Here is a 21240-nt window from a genome sequence, read left to right as displayed (position 1 = left end):
GCCTGTCTCATCCTGGCATGCCCGCCGACGGTGCCGCCAGCAAATGGGTGCCGAGTCCGGGCCCAGTGCGGTCAACTGCGCTCGGCGATCTCGGCCAGCCGGTCCAGAGACGCCCGCAGCTTGTCGGGGGTCGTGGCGCGAGCGCGCGGGAGGCGGTTCTCGTCGGTCAACTGCGACCAGTCGTAGATGTGCGTCACCCGGGTATGGGTGTCGTCGACGGGTTCGAGTTCCCAGCGCCACAGGTGTCCCGGTGGCCGTCGACCCGGCTCCGCGGGGAGCCAGGCGATGCGACGCCCCTCCTCGAACTCCACCACGTGGTTCTCGCGGATGCTGCCGAGAGTGATCCTCATGGCGAACACGTCGCCGACCCTGCGGACACGCTGTCCGGGTTCAGCCGCGGCCAAGTTGTCGTTGCCGTCCCACCGCGGCTGTTGCGACGGATCGGCGATCAGCTCGAAGATGCGATCCGCCGGAGCGGCGATCTCGCGGCTCGCCCTTACCACCCGCGGGGCGTCGGTGCCATCGGCCATAGCCCGAGCAAAGCACAGTGTTGTTCCCCGCCACGGCGTGGGGGTGCGGTCGCCGGGAAGCCGCCGAACCCGCACGATCGCCTCAGCCGGTGACTCGCCTCAGTGGCGACCGGCAAGCCATGAGCAGATCAACGCCCATAGCGAGCAGATCACCGCGCCCAGCACGCTCGCGGCCCCGAGATAAAGCCCGTAGCCGGCCGAGATCGGTGGACTGACGTTGAGGCTGTAGTACCACACCGTGAGTCCACCGATGATCAGCGAGATGGTAAGCGCGGCAACAGAGGCCAGTTTCGCCGACAACCCGCGACCGACCATCGCACCGGCGACCAGCAGCGTTGCGGACAGCAACACGATCAGCTGACCAGCGCCGAATCCCGGCGGAATCTGCAGGCTTCCGATGCTAGCGCCGACGGCATTCGCCCAGCCCCCGCCGTTGACGGAGGTCCTCAGCCACGGTAGCCAGGCACTGACCGCGAGGATCACGGCGAACAGCGCGACCAGCCAGCCGGGGCGCGAGCCGGTCATGGCTGTGAGAGTAGCGCGCCGGGCTACCCGCACCGGTCTCAAAGCGGCGAGAAAGCCGTGACAAAGTTCTGCAGCGATTCGCGGATATCGCTTCGCAAAGCGCCCGCAACCACCATCCCGATCGGACCGAACAACGCCGGCCCACCCAGATGCACGTCGAAGCTGACCACCGACCCGGCTCCTTTCGGCTTGACTCTGGCGAGCAGCTTGACCTTGACACCGCCCTTGCCATCACCGTTGAGGGTCATGACTTCCGGCGGTTTGTAGTGCACGATCGTCCAACGGATGCGGTTGAGCAGGCCCTTGACCTCGACGATCGACTCGACAACGGTGCCCTTCTGCAACTCCTCGGGCAGCGTGCTGCGCCACACCCGATGGATGGTCAGCCACTCGTTGTAGCGGGACAGATCGGCGGCACATGCCCAGGCCACCTCGGGCGGCAGCGGTACGTCGATGGATCCGGAAAGTTTCGCCATATCTCAGTTCTGTTCGTCCCCTTCCGTCACGGCCCCCGGCTTCCCGCGGGGCGCCTCCGGGAGCGAAGCACCACCGCGAAATTCTTCCACGGCGGTGCGCGGCGGCGGCGCACCGGGGGCGACGCCGCACGGCGACCGGTCGGTGTCTGCGCCATCGGCCCGGCCGGCCGCACCGGGCGGCGTGGACCCCGCCGCGACCCGCCACCACGGGTCGAAGCCCCCGGGCCGGACCGGATCCACCCGCCCACCCGGTTTGGGCACCGCGACCGGGACGTGCGCGGTGGCGGCGGCGGCCAGCAGACGCTCGACCGGCTCGGCCCAGGGATGCGGGGCCAACCGGAAAGTGCACCAGTGGATCGGGACCAAAAGGCCCGACCGGCCATCGGTGACATCGAGATGCGCCCGGACCGCTTCCTCCGGGGTCATGTGGATGTCCGGCCATGCCGAGTTGTAGGCGCCGATCGGCATCAACGTCAGGTCAAACGGTCCGTGCTCGGAGCCGATCCGGGCAAAACCCTTGGTGTAACCGGTGTCACCGCCGAAGTAGACGCGGTGGACCGGGCCCCGTAGCACCCGTGACGCCCACAGCGTGTTGTTCCGGTTGAGGAAGCGTCCGGAGAAATGCCGCGCCGGGCTGCAGGTCAAAGTCAGCTTCCCCAATCGGTAGCTTTCGCCCCAGTCCAGTTCGACGATGCGGGCCTCGTCGATACCCCAGGTGCGCAGGTGCGCCCCCACCCCCAGCGGCACGACGAACGGCGCCCGCTGGATGCGCGCCAGCGCGACAACGGTGTCGATGTCGAGATGATCGTAGTGGTCGTGGCTGATCACCACCGCGTCGATCGCGGGCAACGCCGCCAGCGGTGCCGGGACCGGGTGCGTGCGCCGGGGGCCGATGACCCCCAGCGGCGAGCAGCGAACGCTCCACACCGGGTCGCTGAGCACCCGATAACCGTCGATCTCCACCACCGTTGTCGCGTGACCGAACCAGCTGACCGCCAGATCGGCGGCTGTCCCGGCGGCCGCGGTTGGTGTCGCCAGCGGGATGGGCGCCGACGGTCGGCTCGCCACCCGGCCACCGATCACCTCGCGAAACAGCAGCCATCCCTGTTCGCGGTCCAGCTCGAACACCGACGTCGGATCGATGTTGACAAACACGCCGTCGTGATAGTTCGGCGAGCGTCGGCAGACCGCGCGAATCTCCGCAGGGCCGGCGCCGAGGGCGGCGGCGGTGCCGTGCAGCGTGCGTAACACCCAGCCACCGGTTGCCAGGGCGGCGGTACCCAATCCCAGCCGCACCGCGGTGCGGAGCATGTGGTCAGGCCCCTCGGAACTTCGGTGGCCGGTTTTGCACGCGGGCCACCTGCGCTTCGATCGCGTCCTGGCTGGCCCAGGCCTTGTCGAAGAGTTCCTTGTGGATCGGCAGCGCTTCCTCGATGGCGCCGTCGTCGTTGAGCACGCGTTTGGCGTGCCGCAACGCCAGCGGCGCCAGTTCGGCGATTTCGGCGGCCCAAGCCTGCGCGTCGGCCACGGTGCCGATCCTGTTGGCCATCCCGGTCTGCAGCGCCGCCTCGGCGGTGAGCTTCTCCGCGGCCAGCAGCATCGCTCGGGCGCGGCCATGACCGACCAGCGAGCACAGCCTCCGGATACTCCAATTATCAAGGGCTAAACCATATTTGGATGTCGGAAACTGGAAGAACGCATCCGGGGATACCACCCGCAGGTCACACTGCATGGCCAGCTGCAGACCGGCGCCGACGGCCGGTCCGTTGATAGCGCCGATTATCGGCATGGGTGCGGCGTCCATGGCCCGGTGCAACGCCATCAGCCGCTCGGGATAGTCGGCGCCGAAGGCGTCGCCGCTCAGGTCGGCACCCGCGCAAAACGCGGTGCCCTGCCCGGTCAGCACGACGGCGCGCACGGCCTCGGCGGTGGCCTTCTCCACGGCTTCCCGCAGCTCCTCGACAAGCTCAGAATTCAGCGCGTTGCGCCGCTCGGGGCGCTGCAGCTCGATGGTGGTGACGGAATCGACGCGGGTGACACCAATCATGGCACCACCATATCGAGGCCAGGCCTCAGCCCGACGGCGTCACCAGCTGCCAGTCGACCGGCAACCCGTGGGTCTTGACCTGCGTGCCCTCGGCTTCTAGGTGCACGGTCAGGCCGCCCAACCGCAGATCGGTCAGGGCGATCCGGCCCCAGCCGGCCGGCAGACGCGCGGACACCGCCAGGGTGCGTTGGGGCACATGCGGATCGAGGCCCAAAAACGAGCGCACCAACAGCAGCGGCGCGGCGCTGGCCCAGGCTTGCGGTGAGCACGAGGTGGGGAAGGGCACCGGGAAGCGGAACTGAGAACGCGGGAATCCGCAGAACAGCTCGGGCAGCCGGGCACCGAATGCCTCGGCCGCGTCGAGCAGGCCGGTCGCCAGATGTTCGGCCAACGCCACCGCGCCGGCCACCTGTCGGTAGCGCAGCAACCCCGCCACGGCAATCGCGGTGTCGTGGGGCCACACCGAGCCGTTGTGGTAGCTCATCGGGTTGTAGGCCCCCATCGTGGTGGCCAGCGTCCGCAGCCCGAATCCGGAGTCCATCTCGGGCCCCGACAACCGCTCGACGATGGTGGCGGCGTGCTCCTCGGCGGCGATGCCGGTCCACAAACAATGGGCGATATTGCTGGTCAGCGCGTCCACCGGACGCTTGTGCCCGTCCAGCGCTATCGCGTACCAGCCCTGTTTCGGCAGCCAGAACGCCTCCAGAAACCGCGCCCGCAGCGCCTCGGCGCGCTCACGCAGCCGTGCCGCCGTGGGTGCGTCGCCGAAGGCGTCGGCGAGTTCGGCCCGAGACAGCAGCGCAGCGTACACGTAGCCCTGGACCTCGCACAGCGCGATCGGCGGCTCGGCGGAACGCCCGGAGGCGTCGTTGATGCCGTTGAAGCTGTCCTTCCAGCCCTGGTTGATCAGACCCCGGTCGGTCGCGCGCTGGTATTCGACGAAGCCGTCGCCGTCGCGGTCGCCGTAGCGTTCCATCCACGCCACCGCGGCGTCGGCCGCCGGCAACAGCGCTCGCACCGCCGTTTCCTCGGCCCCCCATCGCCAGCATTCGGCGAGCAGCATCACGAACAGCGGCGTAGCGTCGACCGAGCCGTAGTAGCGCCCGCCACCGCCGAGCACGTCGTCGCTGGCCGGGCCGCGGCGAATCTCGTGCATGATCCGGCCGGGCTGTTCCTCGGTGATGGGATCCACGCGCCGTCCCTGCTCGGACGCCAGCCGCTGCAGGGTGCCCACGGCAAGTCCCACATTCAGCGGCAACGCCATCCAGGCGGTGAGCAGGCTGTCGCGGCCGAAAAGCGTCATGAACCACGGAGCGCCGGCGGCCACGAAGCGCCTCCCGTGACCGCTCTCGTCGTGCATGAGCAGCGCCCCCAGGTCGCTTTCGGTCTGGCGCAGCACCTGCGCCAGCAGGGGGTGGTCGGTTTCGACATTGGTCGCGGTGTCGCGCCACGCCTCGATCTTGCGGGCCGGCGCGCTGGCCCCAACCTCCTCGCCCCGGCGAAACCGGGTGCTGATCTTCTTTTTCGCCCACGTCGGCTGGGCGACGATCTCGGTCTGCCAGCGCTCTCCGGGAGGAACCACCACCCGCCACCTCAGCCACCCCGGCAGCACCAGCGGATCGCCGGTTGCGGTCACCGTCAGGCCGCGCAGCCGCTCTCCCCGCTCATCCAGCACCAGTTCCCCGTCGGCCACCGACATGTCCGCTCCGCCCAGTGGCGCTCGCCCCTCCTTGACCGCGAACAGGTCGGCGAAGTCGGCGTCGACGTGCAGTTCGAGGGAGACCACGGTGCTTTCTTTGTCGAGGTTGTGCAGCGAGATGGTTTCGCGCAGCCCGTCGGCGATCAGCCGCTCCCGGACGACCAGCAGCGTGCTGTCGATGCGCCCGGGACGCGGTGCCCGGCGCAGGATGAACTGTGCGGCGAACGCCTCCGTGGACTCCACCGACAACGATTCGGCTACCTGGCCGTCGACGCGCAGCTCCCAGCGTGACAACACCCGGGCGTCCCGGAAGAACAACCCATGCGATCTGCCGACGTGGATGTCGCCGTACAGATCCGACAGACAGAACGTCGCACCCTCCACCAGCGTCACCGTCTCGGTGCCCGACCCGATCCGGGCCGGCACACCGATGTTGAACGCCGCCGGAGAGGTCACGCGGTGGCTCGCCGGCTCTCGTCGTCAGACAAGCCCGCGCGCACCATCGCCTGGCGCACACCGGGCACGGTGCGGCAGCCGACCACCTGCTGGTAAATCCTCTCGTATCCGGAACCCAGCTGCGCCACACCGAAGTTCGCCGCAACATGCCGTCGACAGGCGGCCGGGTCAAGCTCGCGGGCCCGCGCGATCGCCGCGGGCAACTCGGCCGGATCCTCGCAGATCAGCCCGGTAACCCCGTCGACGACCACTTCGGGCACCGCACCGCCGGGCAGTGCCACTACGGGTGTGCCGCACGCCATCGCCTCAATCATCACTATCCCGAACGGCTCCTCCCATTGGACCGGGAATAGCAGACACTGCGCGTCCGCCAATAGTCTGCGCTTGCTGGCGGCATCCGCAACCCCGAACACGTGATCGTTTTCGGTGAGCAGCGGGCGCACGCATTCCTCGAAGTACGCTTTCTCCGCCGGCTCGGTACATTTGCCCGCCAACACCAGCCGGATACCGGCCTCGTGCGCCGCCTGCACCGCCAGATGCGCCCCTTTGTAGGGTGCGAAACGGCCCAAAAATAAGGCGTAATCACGCTTTTCGGCCTGAAACGGCCACTCCTCGACCCGCAACGCATTGTGCACGCGGCCAATCCAATTCAGGTCCGGGGCCAATTCCTGCTGGCGATCGCTGATGGCGACCAGTCCGACGTCGTCGCCGAGTTCCCGATAGTACGGGTAGAGGTCGTCGTCGATCGGGCCGTGCACGGTCACCACCGTCGGCAACCCGAGGCTGTGATAAAACGGCGCGTTTAGCGCGCCGGCGAAGGTGTGGTCGTGGATGACGTCGATCCCCTCGGTCTCGGTGATTCGGGCGATGGCGCGGCGGACCTTCAGCGCGTGCATGACCTCGGGGTAGGGCTCGCCCAACCGCTCCGGAACGGTCCGGTCCCACAATGCGATGAAGCGCGCCGTGGTGCCCGATGTGCCCGCGCCGAGCACGGTGACGTGATGGCCGCGTGCGACGAGCGCGTCGGCAAGATCGGCCACCACCGCTTCGACGCCGCCGTACCCGTTCGGCGGAACATCGAAATAGGGGGGCACGACGAGCACGATCCGCATCGGGTCGCACACCACGGAGATGAAATCGCCGGCGCGCATCGCCATTTCATCCTTTCTCTTGAGCTCTTACGCACACGAGTTAGCACTCTCCACTAACGAGTGCTAATTATGGGTCATTCGAGCGGGTTTCCGCCAGTTGGGGCCGGCGGCCACCGGGCGACCCGGCCGGTGGTCTTCCCACAGCCGTGCGTGTCAATCAGGCAAGATAGGCTGCATGGACAGTGGTGTGACCTCGCCTCGGGTACTGGTTGTCGATGACGACTCCGACGTGCTGGCGTCGCTGGAGCGCGGATTGCGGCTGTCCGGATTCGAGGTGTCGACCGCGGCCGACGGCGCCGAGGCCCTGCGCAGTGCGACCGAGACCCGCCCGGACGCGATCGTGCTCGACATCAATATGCCGGTGCTGGACGGCGTCAGCGTGGTGACCGCGCTGCGTGCGATGGACAATGACGTCCCGGTCTGCGTGCTCAGTGCGCGCAGCTCGGTCGACGATCGGGTGATGGGCCTGGAAGCCGGCGCCGATGACTACCTGGTCAAACCGTTCGTGCTGGCCGAGCTGGTTGCGCGGGTGCGCGCCCTGCTGCGCCGCCGCGGCTCGACGGCAACCTCCTCCTCGGAGACCATCACGGTGGGCCCGCTGGAGGTGGACATTCCCGGTCGGCGGGCCCGGGTCAACGGGGTCGACGTCGAGCTGACCAAACGCGAGTTCGACCTGCTGGCGGTGCTGGCCGAGCACAAGGCGGCGGTGCTCTCGCGGGCCCAGCTGCTGGAGCTGGTGTGGGGCTACGATTTCGCCGCCGACACCAATGTCGTGGACGTATTCATCGGGTACCTGCGCCGCAAGCTGGAGGCCGGAGGCGCGCCACGGCTGCTGCACACCGTGCGTGGAGTGGGGTTCGTCCTGCGCATGCAGTGACGGGGAACGGATGAGCGCCGAGCCATGAGCCTGCTGTCGCGGATTTTCGCCCGCACACCGTCGCTGCGCACCCGGGTGGGATTGGCGGTGGCCGTCGGGACGGCGATCGCGGTGCTCATCGTCGGCGTCAACGTCTGGTTCGGCATCACCAAGGACCGGCTGTATTGGCTGGACCGGCGCCTGGACGAGGCGGCGGGTTTCGCAATCCCGTTCATCACCATCGGCGAAGTGCCCAAGTCCGCCAGCGACCGGGGCGCGGTCATCACCGTGCGCAAGGGCAACCAGGTCACGTCCAATTCGAAGGTCACGCTGCCGCCGCTGCCTCCCGGCTATGCCGATACCTATGTCGACGGGAAGCGTTACCGGGTGCGCACCGTCGACATTCCCGGGCCGGGACCGATGTCGGTGGAAGTCGGTGCCACCTATGACGAGACCATCAAGGAGACCAACGACCAGCACCGCCGGGTGATCCTGATCTGTGGCCTGGCGATCGGCGCGGCCGCGGTGTTCGGCTGGTTGCTGGCCGCCTTCGCGGTACGCCCGCTCAAACGGCTGGCGCAGCAAACCCGATCGATCGAAGTCGGCGGTGAAGCCCCCGAGATCGAGGTGCGCGGCGCGACCGAGGCCGTCGAGATCGGTGAGGCGATGCGGGGCATGCTGCAGCGCATCTGGAAAGAGCAAAACCGCACTAAGGAAGCGCTGGCCTCGGCGCGGGACTTCGCCTCGGTGTCCGCGCATGAGCTGCGCACCCCGCTCACCGCTATGCGCACCAATCTGGAGGTGTTGGCCACCCTGGAGCTGCCCGAGGAACAGCGCAAAGAAGTGCTGCACGACGTGATCCGCACCCAGTCGCGGATCGAGGCCACGCTCAGCGCGCTCGAGCGGCTGGCGCAGGGTGAGCTGTCGACATCCGAGGATCATGTGCCCGTCGACATCACCGAGCTTTTGGACCGCGCCGCTCACGACGCGATGCGGGTTTATCCCGAACTCAACGTTTCGCTGGTGCCGTCGCCGACCTGCATCATTGTGGGCTTGCCTGCGGGATTGCGCCTCGCCGTCGACAACGCCATCGCCAACGCCGTGAAACACGGCGGCGCCACGCACGTGCAGCTGTCGGCGGTCAGTTCCCGCGCCGGGGTGGAGATCGCCGTCGACGACAACGGTGTCGGGGTGCCCGAGGAGGAACGCGAGATGGTGTTCAAGCGGTTCTCCCGGGGATCCACGGCCTCGCACTCCGGCTCGGGCCTGGGGCTGGCGTTAGTGGCTCAACAGGCTCAATTGCATGGCGGCACAGCCTCATTGGAGGACAGCCCGCTCGGTGGGGTGCGGCTGGTGCTGCGGCTTCCCGCCCCGAGCTGAGGCTTTGGCGCCCGACCGGGCCGAATTTTCGGCTGCCCGCCGGCCGGTCGCAGCCGTCTCGGGTGCCGTGGCCGAATCGGGTGCCGGCCGGTGGGCCGTTTAGAATCACCAAAGCAAGCGAGCGGAACGAGGTTGGGCCACTGACACACCGCTTGAAGGGGCTGCCCCTCCGCAGGGATTACCGATGCCAGAGACCACCAAGCACCTCGATTACCTCAAACGTCTCACCCTTGATCTGCGCCGGACACGACGACGCCTGGCCGAGTTAGAAGCTAAAGCTTCGCAGCCGATCGCCATCATCGGGATGGCGTGCCGGTTTCCGGGTGGGGTGAATTCCCCCGAGGACCTCTGGGAGATGCTGGCCGAAGGTCGTGATGTGGTCTCTGACTTCCCCCGGGATCGGGGCTGGGACGTGGAGGGATTGTTCGATCCGGATCCCGACGCGCCGGGGAAGACCTACACCCGGCACGGGGGCTTTGTCGATGACGTCGCGGGTTTTGACGCCGGCTTTTTCGGGGTGTCACCGGCCGAGGCGCTGGCGACCGACCCGCAACATCGGATGCTGTTGGAGTTGTCGTGGGAGGCCTTGGAGCGGGCCGGGATCGACCCGACGTCGTTGCGGGGTTCGGCGACCGGGGTGTTCCTGGGGATTATGGACGCCTATTACGGGCTGCTGGGGCGGGATTCAGCGCGGCTGGAGGGCTATCGCCTGACCGGCACGACCTCCAGCGTGGCCTCGGGCCGGGTGGCCTATGTGCTGGGGTTGGAGGGCCCGGCGGTGTCGGTGGATACCGCGTGTTCGTCCTCGCTGGTGGCGTTGCACATGGCGGTGGCCTCACTGCGCTCCGGCGAATGCGATCTCGCCCTGGCGGGCGGGGTGACCGTCAACGCCACCCCCGATATTTTCGTGGAGTTCAGCCGCTGGCGCGGGTTGGCGCCGGACGGGCGGTGCAAGGCGTTCGCCGCGGCCGCCGACGGCACCGGGTTTTCCGAGGGTGGGGGGATGCTGGTGGTGGAGCGGCTCTCGGATGCGCAGCGGCTGGGGCATCCGGTGTTGGCGGTGGTGGCCGGCTCGGCGGTCAATCAGGATGGGGCCTCCAACGGGTTGACCGCCCCCAATGGGCCCTCCCAGCAGCGGGTGGTGCGCGCGGCGTTGGCCAGTGCGGGGCTCTCGGCGGCCGATGTGGATGTGGTGGAGGGCCATGGCACCGGCACCACGTTGGGGGATCCGATCGAGGCGCAGGCGTTGCTGGCGACCTATGGGCGGGATCGGGCCCAGCCGCTGTGGCTGGGCTCGATCAAGTCGAATATGGGCCACACCCAGGCGGCCGCGGGGGTGGCGGGGGTGATGAAGATGGTGTTGGCGTTGCGCCACGAGTGGCTGCCGGCGACGTTGCATGTGGATGCGCCCAGCCCGCATGTGGAGTGGTCGGCGGGGCGGGTGGAGTTGTTGACCCGGGGGCGGGCGTGGCCGGCGGGGGGGCGGGTGCGCCGGGCGGGGGTGTCCTCGTTTGGGATTTCGGGCACTAATGCGCATGTGATCGTGCAGGAGGCCCCGCCGGCGCCGCCGCGCCCGCCGGCGCCGTGGCGTCCCCCGGTGTTGGCGTGGGTGCTTTCGGCCAAGACCGAGGGGGCGTTGCGCGCCCAGGCGGGGCGGTTGGGGGCGTTTGTGGCCGCCCACCCGCAGCTGGATCCGCTGGATGTGGGCTGGTCGCTGGCGGGGCGCTCGGTGTTTGAGCGGCGCGCGGTGGTGCTCGGCGCGCGGCGTGAGGAGCTGCTGGCGGGGTTGGCGGGGCTGGCTGGGGGGGATCTGGGCCCGGGGGTGATCAGCGCCGCCGCCGCGCCCGCGGGCAAGACGGTGCTGGTGTTTCCCGGCCAGGGCTGCCAGTGGCCGGGCATGGGGATGCAGTTGCGCGAGTGCTCCCCGGTGTTCGCCGAGCGGTTAGACGAGTGCGCGCAGGCGCTGGAAGAGTTCGTGGACTGGTCGCTGCTGGAGGTGCTGCGCGGGGCGCCGGGGGCCCCGGGGCTGGATCGGGTCGATGTGGTGCAGCCGGCGCTGTTTGCGGTGATGGTGTCGCTGGCGGGGTTGTGGGAGTCGATCGGGGTGCACCCGGATGCGGTGATCGGGCATTCCCAGGGGGAGATCGCCGCCGCCTGTGTGGCCGGGGCGTTGTCGCTGCGGGATGCGGCGCGGGTGGTCACCGCGCGCAGCCAATTGTTGCGGGAAGTCTCCGGGCCGGGGGGCATGGCCGCGCTGGGGTGCGGCGCCGAGCAGGCCCGCGAGCTGCTGGCCCCGCTGGGGGGGCGGGTGGGTATCGCCGCGGTCAACGGGCCCTCGGCGGTGGTGGTGTCCGGGGAGGCCGAGGCCCTGCAGGAGCTGCTGCACCACTGCGCCGCCCGCCAGCTGCGGGCCCGGCGCATCGAGGTGGACTACGCGGCGCATTCGGCCGCGGTGGAGGCCATCGCCGGGCGGCTTGAGCGGCTGCTGGCGGGGATTCGGCCGCGCTCGTCGCGGATCGGGTTTTTTTCCACCGTCACCGGTGCTCTTGTCGACACCGCCGGGTTAGACCCCGGCTACTGGTATGCCAACCTGCGTCAGGGCGTGCAGTTTGAGGCGGCGGTGCGCAGCGCGTGCACGCACGGGTATCGCACGTTTATCGAATCCAGCCCGCATCCGGGGTTGATCAGCGGGATCGAAGAGACCGCCGCCGAGTGCCTGGGCGGGGCCGACGCGGTGGTGGTGCTGCCCACCTTGGGCCGCCACGACGGGGGGTTGGGGCGGTTTGTGGCCTCGGCCGCGCAGGGGTTTGTGGCCGGTGTGGGGGTTAAGTGGCGGGCGGTGCTGCCCGGTGGGGGGTGGGTGGAGTTGCCCACCTACGCTTTTGAGCGGCGCCGGTTTTGGTTGAGCCCCGACGGTTCGGGCACCGATGCGGCGGGGTTGGGGTTGAAGGCCGGGGGGCATGCGCTGCTGGGGGCGGTGATCGAGGTGCCCGAGGGTGGGGCGCTGCTGCTGAGTGGGCGGTTGGCGCTGGGGGCGCAGCCCTGGCTGGGGGATCACCGGGTGTTCGGTGTGGGGGTGTTTCCCGGGGCGGGGTTGGTGGAGTTGGCGGTGCGCGCCGGGGATGAGGTGGGTTGCCCGGTGCTTGAGGAGTTGACGGTGCGCCGCCCGCTGCGGGTGCCCGACTCGGGGGCGGTGGCGCTGCAGGTGCTGGTGGGGGCCCCCGAGGGCACCGGTCAGCGGCGGGTGGCGGTGTTTTGCCGGGAGCACCCCGAGGCGGGGTGGGTCTGCCACGCCGAGGGGGTGGTCAGCCCCCGGGCCCGCCGCCCGGAGGTGTCGTTGTCGGTGTGGCCGCCGCCGGGGGCGGAGCCGGTGCGGATCGACGGGGGTTATGGGCGGCTGGCGGGCCGCGGCTATGGGTACGGCCCGGCGTTTCAGGGGCTAAGCGCGTTGTGGCGCCGCGGGCAGGAGCTGTTCGCCGAGGTGCGCCTGCCGCAGGCGGCCGGGGGGGCCGAGGGGTTTGGGATCCATCCGGCGCTGCTGGATGCCGCCCTGCACGGGTTGCTGATGGCCGATGAGGCCGCGCCGGTGATGCTGCCGTTTTGCTGGCAGGGGGTGTGCCTGCACGCTGCGGGCGCCACCGCGGTGCGGGCCCGCCTGGCCCCGGCGGGCCCGCAGGCGGTCTCCCTGGAGCTGGCCGACGCCTTGGGGTTGCCGGTGTTGTCGGTGGGCGCGCTGCTGGCCCGCCCCGTCACCGAGCAGCAGCTGCGCGCAGCGGTCTGCCTCGCGGGTGAGCCCGGGCGAGGTGTCCTTGAACTGGGCTGGTCGCCCATGACGGTTCGCGGCACCATCACTGAGCGCCGTCCGGTGATCTGTTGGGATGAGTTTTCCGCCCACCCGGAAAACCGTGACACCGGCGAGGCCGGCGCGGTCGTGATCTGGGAGCTACCACCCGAGGACGCTCCGGCGCTGTCTTCGGTGTATGCGGCCACCCACCGCGCACTCGAGGTGCTGCACTCCTGGCTGAGCGGTGAGCGACCGGGCACCCTGGTGGTGCTCACCCACGGGGCGGTGGCACTGGCCGGTGACGACGTCACCGACCTGGCCGGGGCCGCGGTCTGGGGGCTGGTGCGCTCGGCGCAAACCGAGCATCCGGGCCGGATCGTGCTCGTCGACAGCGACACCCCCATCGATGCGGACGTCCTGGTCGCAACCGGCGAACCCCAGCTGCTGATCCGCGCCGGCACCACCTACGCCGCTCGGCTGGTCCCCGCCATTACCCGGCCCGCGCCGGGGTTCCCGGAGTCCGTCGCGAACGATCCCACGACCGGTGGGGTGACGGTAGGAGATGCCTCGGGCACGGTGTTGGTGACGGGGGGGACGGGGTTGGTGGGTGCGGTGTTGGCGCGGCATGTGGTCAGCCGCTACGGGGTGCGTCATGTGGTGTTGGCCAGTCGTGGGGGGGAGCGCGCCGCGGGCGCGGCCGAGGTGGTGGCCCGGCTGACCGAGGCGGGTGCCCGGGTGCAGGTGGTGGCCTGCGATGTGGCCGATCGGGATGCGCTGGCGCGGGTGCTGGCCGGGCTGCCGAAGCTGACCGGGGTGATCCATGCCGCCGGGGTGCTCGATGACGCACCGGTCACCTCGTTGACCCCCGAGCGGCTGGAGAGGGTGCTACGCGCCAAGGTGGACGGGGCCTGGCACCTGCATGAGCTGACCCGAGACCGGGATCTGGCGATGTTTGTGTTGTGCTCGTCGATGGCCGGCACCATCGGCTCCCCCGGTCAGGCCAACTACGCGGCGGCCAACACGTTTTTAGACGCCCTGGCCACCCACCGGCGGGCGGGCGGGCTGGCCGGGCTCGCGCTGGCGTGGGGGCTGTGGGAGCAGCCCAGCGGGCTAACCGAGCACCTCGCCGAGCGCGATCTGGCCCGCATGCGCCGCAGCGGGCTGATCCCGATGAGCAGCGGGCAGGCCGTGGACTTGTTCGACACCGCGCTGGCTTTAGATCACCCCGCCGTGGTGGCCGCCCGCCTGGACACCACCGTCTTGGCCGACCCCTCCCTAAGCGCCCTGCTGCCGCCGCTGTTTCACGACTTAATCCGCCGGCCCCGCCGGGCGGTCCTCGCCCAGGATGCCGCGGCGGCGCAATCCACACTGGCCCAGCGCCTGCACGGCCTGCCCGCCGACCAGCAACACCAGCTGCTGCTGGATCTGGTGCGCTCACACATCGCCGCGGTGCTCGGCCGCCCCGACCCCGGCGAGATCGACACCACCCGGGCCTTCCAAGACCTCGGATTCGACTCGCTTAGTGCCATCGAACTTCGCAACCGGCTCAAAACCGCCACCGGGCTGCCCCTCTCCCCCACCCTCATCTTCGACTACCCCACACCCGCCACCCTCGCCGAGCACATCGAACAGCAACTCGGCGGCGACCACGTCGGGGACACCGACGAGGCGCGGGACGCCGAAATCCGGCGTCTGGTGGCCTCGATTCCGGTGCAGCGGCTTCGGGATGAAGGTGTCCTTGACATCCTGCTCGGCATGGCCGGTGACGGGTCGGGGCCGTCGCAGAAAAAAGACAGCGCCGCTATCTCGGACATGAGCCTCGACGAACTGGTGAACATTGCGCTGGGCAACGAGGATTGAGGGGAAACACCGCCGCAATGAACAGCCAACTTGCCATGGCGACCAAGGCCTTGCAAAAGGCGCTGACACAACTTGAGCGGCTCAAGGAACAGAATCGTGCCCTCATCTCGCGGTCGTCCGCGCCGATCGCGATCGTGGGAATGGGGTGCCGATTTCCCGGTGGAGTGAGTTCGCCAGAGGATCTGTGGGACATGGTGGCGAAAGGCCTCGACGGGGTGTCGGAATTTCCGCGTGATCGGGGCTGGGACGTGGAGGCACTGTATGATCCGGACCCCGACGCGGCGGGTAAGTCCTACACCCGCCACGGAGGTTTTTTGGACGATGTAACCGGTTTCGACGCCGGTTTTTTCGGCATAACCCCGCGTGAGGCGTTGGCGATGGACCCGCAACAGCGGTTGATATTAGAGGTGTCCTGGGAGGCGCTGGAGCGGGCCGGGATCGACCCGATGTCGTTGCGGGGGTCGGCGACGGGGGTGTTCGTCGGAATCATGGATTCCGATTACGCGTTTTTGGGCCGCAACGCAACAGAACTGGAGGGTTTGCGGCTGACGGGCGCAACCTCTAGCGTGGCTTCTGGCCGGATCGCGTACCTGCTGGGGCTGGAGGGCCCGGCGGTCTCGGTGGATACCGCGTGTTCGTCGTCGCTGGTGGCGCTGCATCTGGCGGTGCAATCACTGCGCTCGGGTGAATGCGACCTGGCGCTCGCCGGCGGAGTCACGGTGATGGCGACCCCGGCGGTGTTCATCGAGTTGAGCCGGCACCGGGGGCTGGCGGCCGATGGGCGCTGCAAGGCGTTTTCAGCGGCCGCCGACGGCACCGGATTCTCTGAGGGAGCCGGAATCGTTGTGGTGGAACGGCTTTCGGACGCACAACGGTTAGGTCATCCGGTGTTGGCGCTGGTGCGCGGGTCAGCGGTCAACCAGGACGGGGCTTCCAATGGACTGACAGCCCCAAACGGACCCTCCCAGCAGCGAGTGATTCGCGCGGCGTTGACAAACGCCGGGCTCAGCGCCGCAGACGTGGACGTGGTGGAGGGGCACGGCACCGGCACTACGTTGGGCGACCCGATTGAGGCCCAAGCGCTGTTGGCGACCTACGGGCGCAACCGCACCGAGCCGCTGTGGTTGGGCTCGATCAAGTCGAACATAGGCCACACCTCGGCGGCCGCGGGGGTGGCCGGCGTGATCAAGATGGTGCAGGCGATGCGTCACGGGTTGATGCCTAAGACGTTGCACGTCGATACACCCAGCCCGCACGTGGACTGGTCGGCAGGCGCGGTGCGGCTGTTGACCCGGGCGCAGCCGTGGTCAGGTGAAGGGCGGGTGCGTCGGGCGGGGGTCTCCTCGTTCGGCATTTCCGGCACCAACGCTCACGTGATTTTAGAGCAGGCCCCGACCGTTCCTGAAAGTTCCAGTGATGGCAGTGATTTCGCTGTGAAGCCAGCGGTGGTCCCGTGGGTGTTATCGGGCAGGACGGCTACGGCGCTGGCCCGTCAGGCCGACCAGTTGTTGGCTTTTCTGCAAGCTCACGAGCGGTTGGATATCGCCGATGTGGGGCTGTCGCTGGCGACGCGGTCGGCATTGGAGCACCGGGCGGTCGTGGTTGACGCTGATCGCCGGCAGCTGCTGGCAGGGTTGGCGGAGCTATCGGCCGGCCGGCAGGATCCCGGTGCGATAGTGGGTCGGGCCCAACCGGTAGGCAAGACCGTCCTGGTGTTTCCCGGACAAGGTTCCCAGTGGGCTGGAATGGGATGTGACTTGCTGGAAACTTTACCGGTTTTCGCCAAGCAAATCGATGCGTGCGCCGAGGTTTTCTCGGAATTCGTTGACTGGTCGCTGATCGAGGTGCTCCGCGGCCGGCCGGGTGCCCCCGGCTTGGATCGCGTCGACGTGGTGCAGCCGGCACTGTTCGCGGTAATGGTGTCGCTGGCCGAACTGTGGAAATCCGTCGGTGTGCACCCGGATGCGGTGATCGGTCACTCACAGGGCGAAATTGCCGCCGCCTATGTCGCGGGCGCGGTGTCGTTGCGCGATGCCGCACGGATTGTCACGATGCGCAGCAAGCTATTGTCGGGCCTGGCCGGTGACGGCGGCATGGTCTCTCTGGCGTGTGACGCCGAGCGCGCCCGAGAGGTGTTGTCGCCGTTCGACGGTCAGATCGGCGTCGCTGCGATCAACGGACCGTCGACGCTGGTGGTCTCTGGTGCGGTGAGCGCGCTCGATGAACTCGTCCGGCGCTGCTCCGATCGGGGTCTGCGGGCACGCCGCGTCGACGTGGACTATGCGTCGCACTCGGCGCAGGTGGAAGCTATTCGTGACGACCTGATGAGGGCCCTGGCCGGAATTGAGCCGCGATCCTCGGCGATCGAGTTTTTCTCCACCTTGACCGGCGGTCCGATCGACACCGCCGGCTTAGACGCCGGCTATTGGTATCAGAGTCTCCGCAAGCCAGTGCAGTTCGAGGCAGCGGTGCGTGGCGCCGCCCGGCAGGGCTACGGGGTGTTTGTCGAATCCAGTCCCCATCCGGTGTTGCTCGCCGATATTGAAATGACCTTTGCCGCACACTCCGGAAATTCCTCGGGCGATCCGGTGACGGTGCCGTCGCTGGGACGCAACGACGGGGGGATGCAACGGTTTGTCACCTCGGCGGCGCAGGCCTTTGTCGCGGGCGTGGCAGTGGATTGGCGGAGCCTGTTTCCGCAGGCACGGTTTGTCGAACTGCCGACGTATCCTTTTGAGCGGAAACGATTTTGGTTGTCCGGTGAGGATGCGGATACCGACGCGACGGGTTTGGGGCTGGAATCAACCGCCCATGCCCTGCTGGGTGCGGTGGTTCCGCGGCCCGACTCCGGTGCGGTGGTGCTCACCGGCCGACTCTCGGTGTCCTCGCAGCCATGGCTGACCGATCACGTGGTGGCCGGGGTGGCGTTGTTGCCAGGGGCCGCCTTCGTGGAGATGGCGATTCGTGCCGGCGACGAAGTGGGCTGCACGGTGGTTCAGGAGTTGACGCTGCGGACCCCGCTGCTCATCTCGGCGGACGGCGGGGTGCAGGTTCAGGTGATCGTGGGCCCCGCCGGCCAAGCCGGCCAGCGGACAGTGGCGATATATTCGCGCGACTGCCAACCCGGCGCGCACTGGATGCTGCACGCCGACGGAATGCTCGGTACCGGCGTGACCCAACCGGCGGCCCAGATGATGGTGTGGCCCCCGCCCGATGCGGTACCCGTGGACGTGTCCGATGCCTACCAGCGCCTGGCCGAGCAGGGCTACCACTACGGCCCGGCGTTTCAGGGGCTGCAGCAGATGTGGCGGCGCGGTCTGGAAATCTTCGCCGAAGCCGCGATTCCCGAAGGTGTCCAGGCCGGCGGCATGGGAATTCACCCTGTGCTATTGGACGCGGCGCTGCACCCGGGCATATTGAGCATCGGTGACGCTCGGCAAACCGCATTGTCGTTCTGCTGGCAGGGGGTGTCACTGCACGCCGCCGGCGCGTCGCGGGTGCGCGTGCGCATCGCCGCCGCCACCGACGAAGATGCGGTCTCGATCGAACTGGCCGACACCACCGGCCGACCCGTGCTTTCGGTGCGCTCATTGCTGGTCCGCCCGGTCTCGGCCGAACACCTGCAGGCGGCGATCTCGGCCGCCGGCAACCTCGGCCCGGGGCTTCTGGAAGTCACCTGGTCACCGATCACGCTGCCCGACCCGGACATCGACCGTCCCCCGGTCACCTCCTGGGAGGCCCTGCGCGCCCGTCCCGGGGTCGGCGAACACACCGGCGCGGAGAACGTGGTGGTGCTCTGGGAACCCGAACCCGCCGGCCGGCAAGGCCTGCTGCCTTCGGTGTATGCGGCCACCCACCGCGCCCTCGAGGTGCTGCACTCCTGGCTGAGCGGTGAGCGACCGGGCACCCTGGTGGTGCTCACCCACGGGGCGGTGGCACTGGCCGGTGACGACGTCACCGACCTGGCCGGGGCCGCGGTCTGGGGGCTGGTGCGCTCGGCGCAAACCGAGCATCCGGGCCGGATCGTGCTCGTCGACAGCGACACCCCCATCGATGCGGACGTCCTGGTCGCAACCGGCGAACCCCAGCTGCTGATCCGCGCCGGCACCACCTACGCCGCTCGGCTCACAGCGGCCACGACCGAACCCGTGTTGCGCCTTCCCGCCGGGGAATCGCCATGGCGGCTAGCCAGCAGCGGTGCGGGAACGTTCGAGGAGTTGACGCTAACGGCCCACCCACAAGGCGACGCCCCGCTGCAGGCAGGGCAGCTGCGGGTGGCGGTCCAGGCGGTCGGGCTCAACTTCCGCGATGTCTTGGTGGCGTTGGGGATATATCCGGGCCCCGCGGTACTGGGCGCAGAGGGCGCTGGGGTGGTCGTCGAGGTGGGCCCGGGGGTGAGTGGGATGGCGGTCGGTGATCGGGTGATGGGGTTGCTCAGCCCGGCCGCCTCGATGGCGGTGGTCGATCAGCGTGCGATCGTCCCGATTCCACCGGGGTGGTCGTTTGCCGAAGCGGCCAGCGTGCCCGTGGCGTTCTTGACCGCCTATTACGCGTTGCGGGATTTGGCGGCGATCCGTCCCGGTGAGTCGATACTGGTGCACGCCGCCACCGGTGGGGTGGGTATGGCGGCGGTCCAGCTGGCGCGCTTATGGGGCGCAGAGGTTTTCGCCACCGCCAGCGTCGGTAAGTGGGACACGTTACGCAACATGGGTTTCGACGACGCCCACATCGCCGATTCACGCACGCTGGAGTTCGAGAAGAAATTCCTGGCCACCAGCCGGGGACACGGCGTGGACGTGGTATTGAACTCGCTGGCCGGTGATTTCGTGGATGCCTCGCTGCGGCTGCTGCCGCGCGGCGGCCGTTTTGTCGACATGGGCAAGACCGATATCCGTGACGCAGAGCTGATCGCCGGGCGGCACCCCGGCGTGCGTTACCAGGCGTTCGATCTGGCGCAGGCCGGCGCGCCACGCATCGAACAGATGCTGGCCGAACTGATGCGACTGTTCGACACCCATACCCTGCATCTGCCGCCGGTGAGCACCTGGGATGTGCGGCGCGCCCCGGAGGCGTTCCGGTTTGTCAGCCAAGCGCGCCACATCGGCAAGGTCGTGTTGACGATGCCCGCCCCGCTCGCCTCGGGCACGGTGTTGGTGACGGGGGGGACGGGGTTGGTGGGTGCGGTGTTGGCGCGGCATGTGGTCAGCCGCTACGGGGTGCGTCATGTGGTGTTGGCCAGTCGTGGGGGGGAGCGCGCCGCGGGCGCGGCCGAGGTGGTGGCCCGGCTGACCGAGGCGGGTGCCCGGGTGCAGGTGGTGGCCTGCGATGTGGCCGATCGGGATGCGCTGGCGCGGGTGCTGGCCGGGCTGCCGAAGCTGACCGGGGTGATCCATGCCGCCGGGGTGCTCGATGACGCACCGGTCACCTCGTTGACCCCCGAGCGGCTGGAGAGGGTGCTACGCGCCAAGGTGGACGGGGCCTGGCACCTGCATGAGCTGACCCGAGACCGGGATCTGGCGATGTTTGTGTTGTGCTCGTCGATGGCCGGCACCATCGGCTCCCCCGGTCAGGCCAACTACGCGGCGGCCAACACGTTTTTAGACGCCCTGGCCACCCACCGGCGGGCGGGCGGGCTGGCCGGGCTCGCGCTGGCGTGGGGGCTGTGGGAGCAGCCCAGCGGGCTAACCGAGCACCTCGCCGAGCGCGATCTGGCCCGCATGCGCCGCAGCGGGCTGATCCCGATGAGCAGCGGGCAGGCCGTGGACTTGTTCGACACCGCGCTGGCTTTAGATCACCCCGCCGTGGTGGCCGCCCGCCTGGACACCACCGTCTTGGCCGACCCCTCCCTAAGCGCCCTGCTGCCGCCGCTGTTTCACGACTTAATCCGCCGGCCCCGCCGGGCGGTCCTCGCCCAGGATGCCGCGGCGGCGCAATCCACACTGGCCCAGCGCCTGCACGGCCTGCCCGCCGACCAGCAACACCAGCTGCTGCTGGATCTGGTGCGCTCACACATCGCCGCGGTGCTCGGCCGCCCCGACCCCGGCGAGATCGACACCACCCGGGCCTTCCAAGACCTCGGATTCGACTCGCTTAGTGCCATCGAACTTCGCAACCGGCTCAAAACCGCCACCGGGCTGCCCCTCTCCCCCACCCTCATCTTCGACTACCCCACACCCGCCACCCTCGCCGAGCATCTGCGGAGCAGAATCGGGAGCGCCGCCGGCGGCGGCGAAACCCGCCTGACGCAGATCGGCACCATCATCAACGATCTGCGGACACTTGCCGCTACATCGGACTGGAGCCCCGCACAGCGCTCGCAGCTCGCCGCCCAGCTCGAAAACCTGGCGTCGTCGTTGACCGCTCCCGACGGTCACGGCTCTCCGCAAACCGATGATCGGGATATCGAATCAGCCAGCGACACTGAACTTTTCGCTATCCTCGACGAGGAACTGGGCCAGTAACCGCGATCCTGCGGG

General features: G+C 68.9%; 10 protein-coding genes and 1 pseudogene. 4 read left to right on the top strand and 7 right to left on the bottom strand.

The features are described 5' to 3' along the window. Window positions 1–71 precede the first annotated feature (71 nt). The 7 genes and pseudogenes from QJR12_RS14560 to QJR12_RS14530 all read right to left on the bottom strand — a co-directional run bounded on the left by QJR12_RS14560 (window position 72) and on the right by QJR12_RS14530 (window position 6890). Window positions 72–530: an SRPBCC family protein gene (locus QJR12_RS14560; RefSeq protein WP_300583651.1), complete on the bottom strand. Its 459-nt coding sequence runs from the start codon at window positions 528–530 to the stop codon at window positions 72–74. 99 nt (window positions 531–629) lie between these two features. Next, the gene (locus QJR12_RS14555; RefSeq protein ID WP_300583648.1) at window positions 630–1055 is read right to left on the bottom strand and encodes a hypothetical protein; all 426 of its coding nucleotides are present in this window, start codon (window positions 1053–1055) and stop codon (window positions 630–632) included. 38 nt (window positions 1056–1093) lie between these two features. Next, a complete protein-coding gene (locus QJR12_RS14550; protein ID WP_300583646.1) occupies window positions 1094–1531 on the bottom strand; it encodes an SRPBCC family protein in 438 nt (145 codons plus the stop codon). A 195-nt stretch (window positions 1532–1726) separates the two neighbouring features. Further along, a pseudogene (locus QJR12_RS14545) lies at window positions 1727–2842 on the bottom strand (MBL fold metallo-hydrolase); the annotation flags it as partial. Between the two features lie 4 nt (window positions 2843–2846). Then, window positions 2847–3578, bottom strand: a complete 732-nt coding sequence (locus QJR12_RS14540) for an enoyl-CoA hydratase (protein WP_300583643.1) — start codon at window positions 3576–3578, stop codon at window positions 2847–2849. Between the two features lie 25 nt (window positions 3579–3603). Beyond that, the gene (locus tag QJR12_RS14535; RefSeq protein ID WP_300583640.1) at window positions 3604–5733 is read right to left on the bottom strand and encodes a glycogen debranching N-terminal domain-containing protein; all 2130 of its coding nucleotides are present in this window, start codon (window positions 5731–5733) and stop codon (window positions 3604–3606) included. Continuing rightward, window positions 5730–6890, bottom strand: coding sequence for a glycosyltransferase family 4 protein (locus tag QJR12_RS14530; RefSeq protein WP_300583638.1), 1161 nt, complete (start codon window positions 6888–6890; stop codon window positions 5730–5732). The genes QJR12_RS14535 and QJR12_RS14530 overlap by 4 nt, the downstream gene beginning before the upstream one ends. 160 nt (window positions 6891–7050) lie before the next feature. Here QJR12_RS14530 and prrA point away from each other — a divergent pair, with 160 nt between their 5' ends. The 4 genes from prrA to QJR12_RS14510 all read left to right on the top strand — a co-directional run bounded on the left by prrA (window position 7051) and on the right by QJR12_RS14510 (window position 21225). After that, a complete protein-coding gene (gene prrA / locus QJR12_RS14525; RefSeq protein ID WP_300583778.1) occupies window positions 7051–7761 on the top strand; it encodes a two-component system response regulator PrrA in 711 nt (236 codons plus the stop codon). A 24-nt stretch (window positions 7762–7785) separates the two neighbouring features. Next, window positions 7786–9120: a HAMP domain-containing sensor histidine kinase gene (locus QJR12_RS14520; protein WP_300583635.1), complete on the top strand. Its 1335-nt coding sequence runs from the start codon at window positions 7786–7788 to the stop codon at window positions 9118–9120. Window positions 9121–9304: 184 nt separating this feature from the next. Beyond that, a complete protein-coding gene (locus tag QJR12_RS14515; RefSeq protein ID WP_300583632.1) occupies window positions 9305–14764 on the top strand; it encodes a type I polyketide synthase in 5460 nt (1819 codons plus the stop codon). 35 nt (window positions 14765–14799) lie between these two features. Further along, window positions 14800–21225, top strand: a complete 6426-nt coding sequence (locus QJR12_RS14510; RefSeq protein ID WP_366526315.1) for an SDR family NAD(P)-dependent oxidoreductase — start codon at window positions 14800–14802, stop codon at window positions 21223–21225. Window positions 21226–21240: the final 15 nt, after the last annotated feature.

This window comes from Mycobacterium sp., from assembly GCF_029961025.1.
GTDB lineage: Bacteria > Actinomycetota > Actinomycetes > Mycobacteriales > Mycobacteriaceae > Mycobacterium.
The sequence above is the reverse complement of the archived record's forward strand: the minus strand, read 5'-3'. Positions and strand labels throughout refer to the sequence as shown.

Coding starts and splice junctions, on each gene's coding strand:
- QJR12_RS14555 (WP_300583648.1), bottom strand. CDS start 1,055: ATGACCGGCTCGCGCCCCGGCTGGCTGGTCGCGCTGTTCGCCGTGATC.
- QJR12_RS14540 (WP_300583643.1), bottom strand. CDS start 3,578: ATGATTGGTGTCACCCGCGTCGATTCCGTCACCACCATCGAGCTGCAG.
- QJR12_RS14530 (WP_300583638.1), bottom strand. CDS start 6,890: ATGGCGATGCGCGCCGGCGATTTCATCTCCGTGGTGTGCGACCCGATG.
- QJR12_RS14550 (WP_300583646.1), bottom strand. CDS start 1,531: ATGGCGAAACTTTCCGGATCCATCGACGTACCGCTGCCGCCCGAGGTG.
- QJR12_RS14560 (WP_300583651.1), bottom strand. CDS start 530: ATGGCCGATGGCACCGACGCCCCGCGGGTGGTAAGGGCGAGCCGCGAG.
- QJR12_RS14520 (WP_300583635.1), top strand. CDS start 7,786: ATGAGCCTGCTGTCGCGGATTTTCGCCCGCACACCGTCGCTGCGCACC.
- QJR12_RS14510 (WP_366526315.1), top strand. CDS start 14,800: ATGGCGACCAAGGCCTTGCAAAAGGCGCTGACACAACTTGAGCGGCTC.
- QJR12_RS14515 (WP_300583632.1), top strand. CDS start 9,305: ATGCCAGAGACCACCAAGCACCTCGATTACCTCAAACGTCTCACCCTT.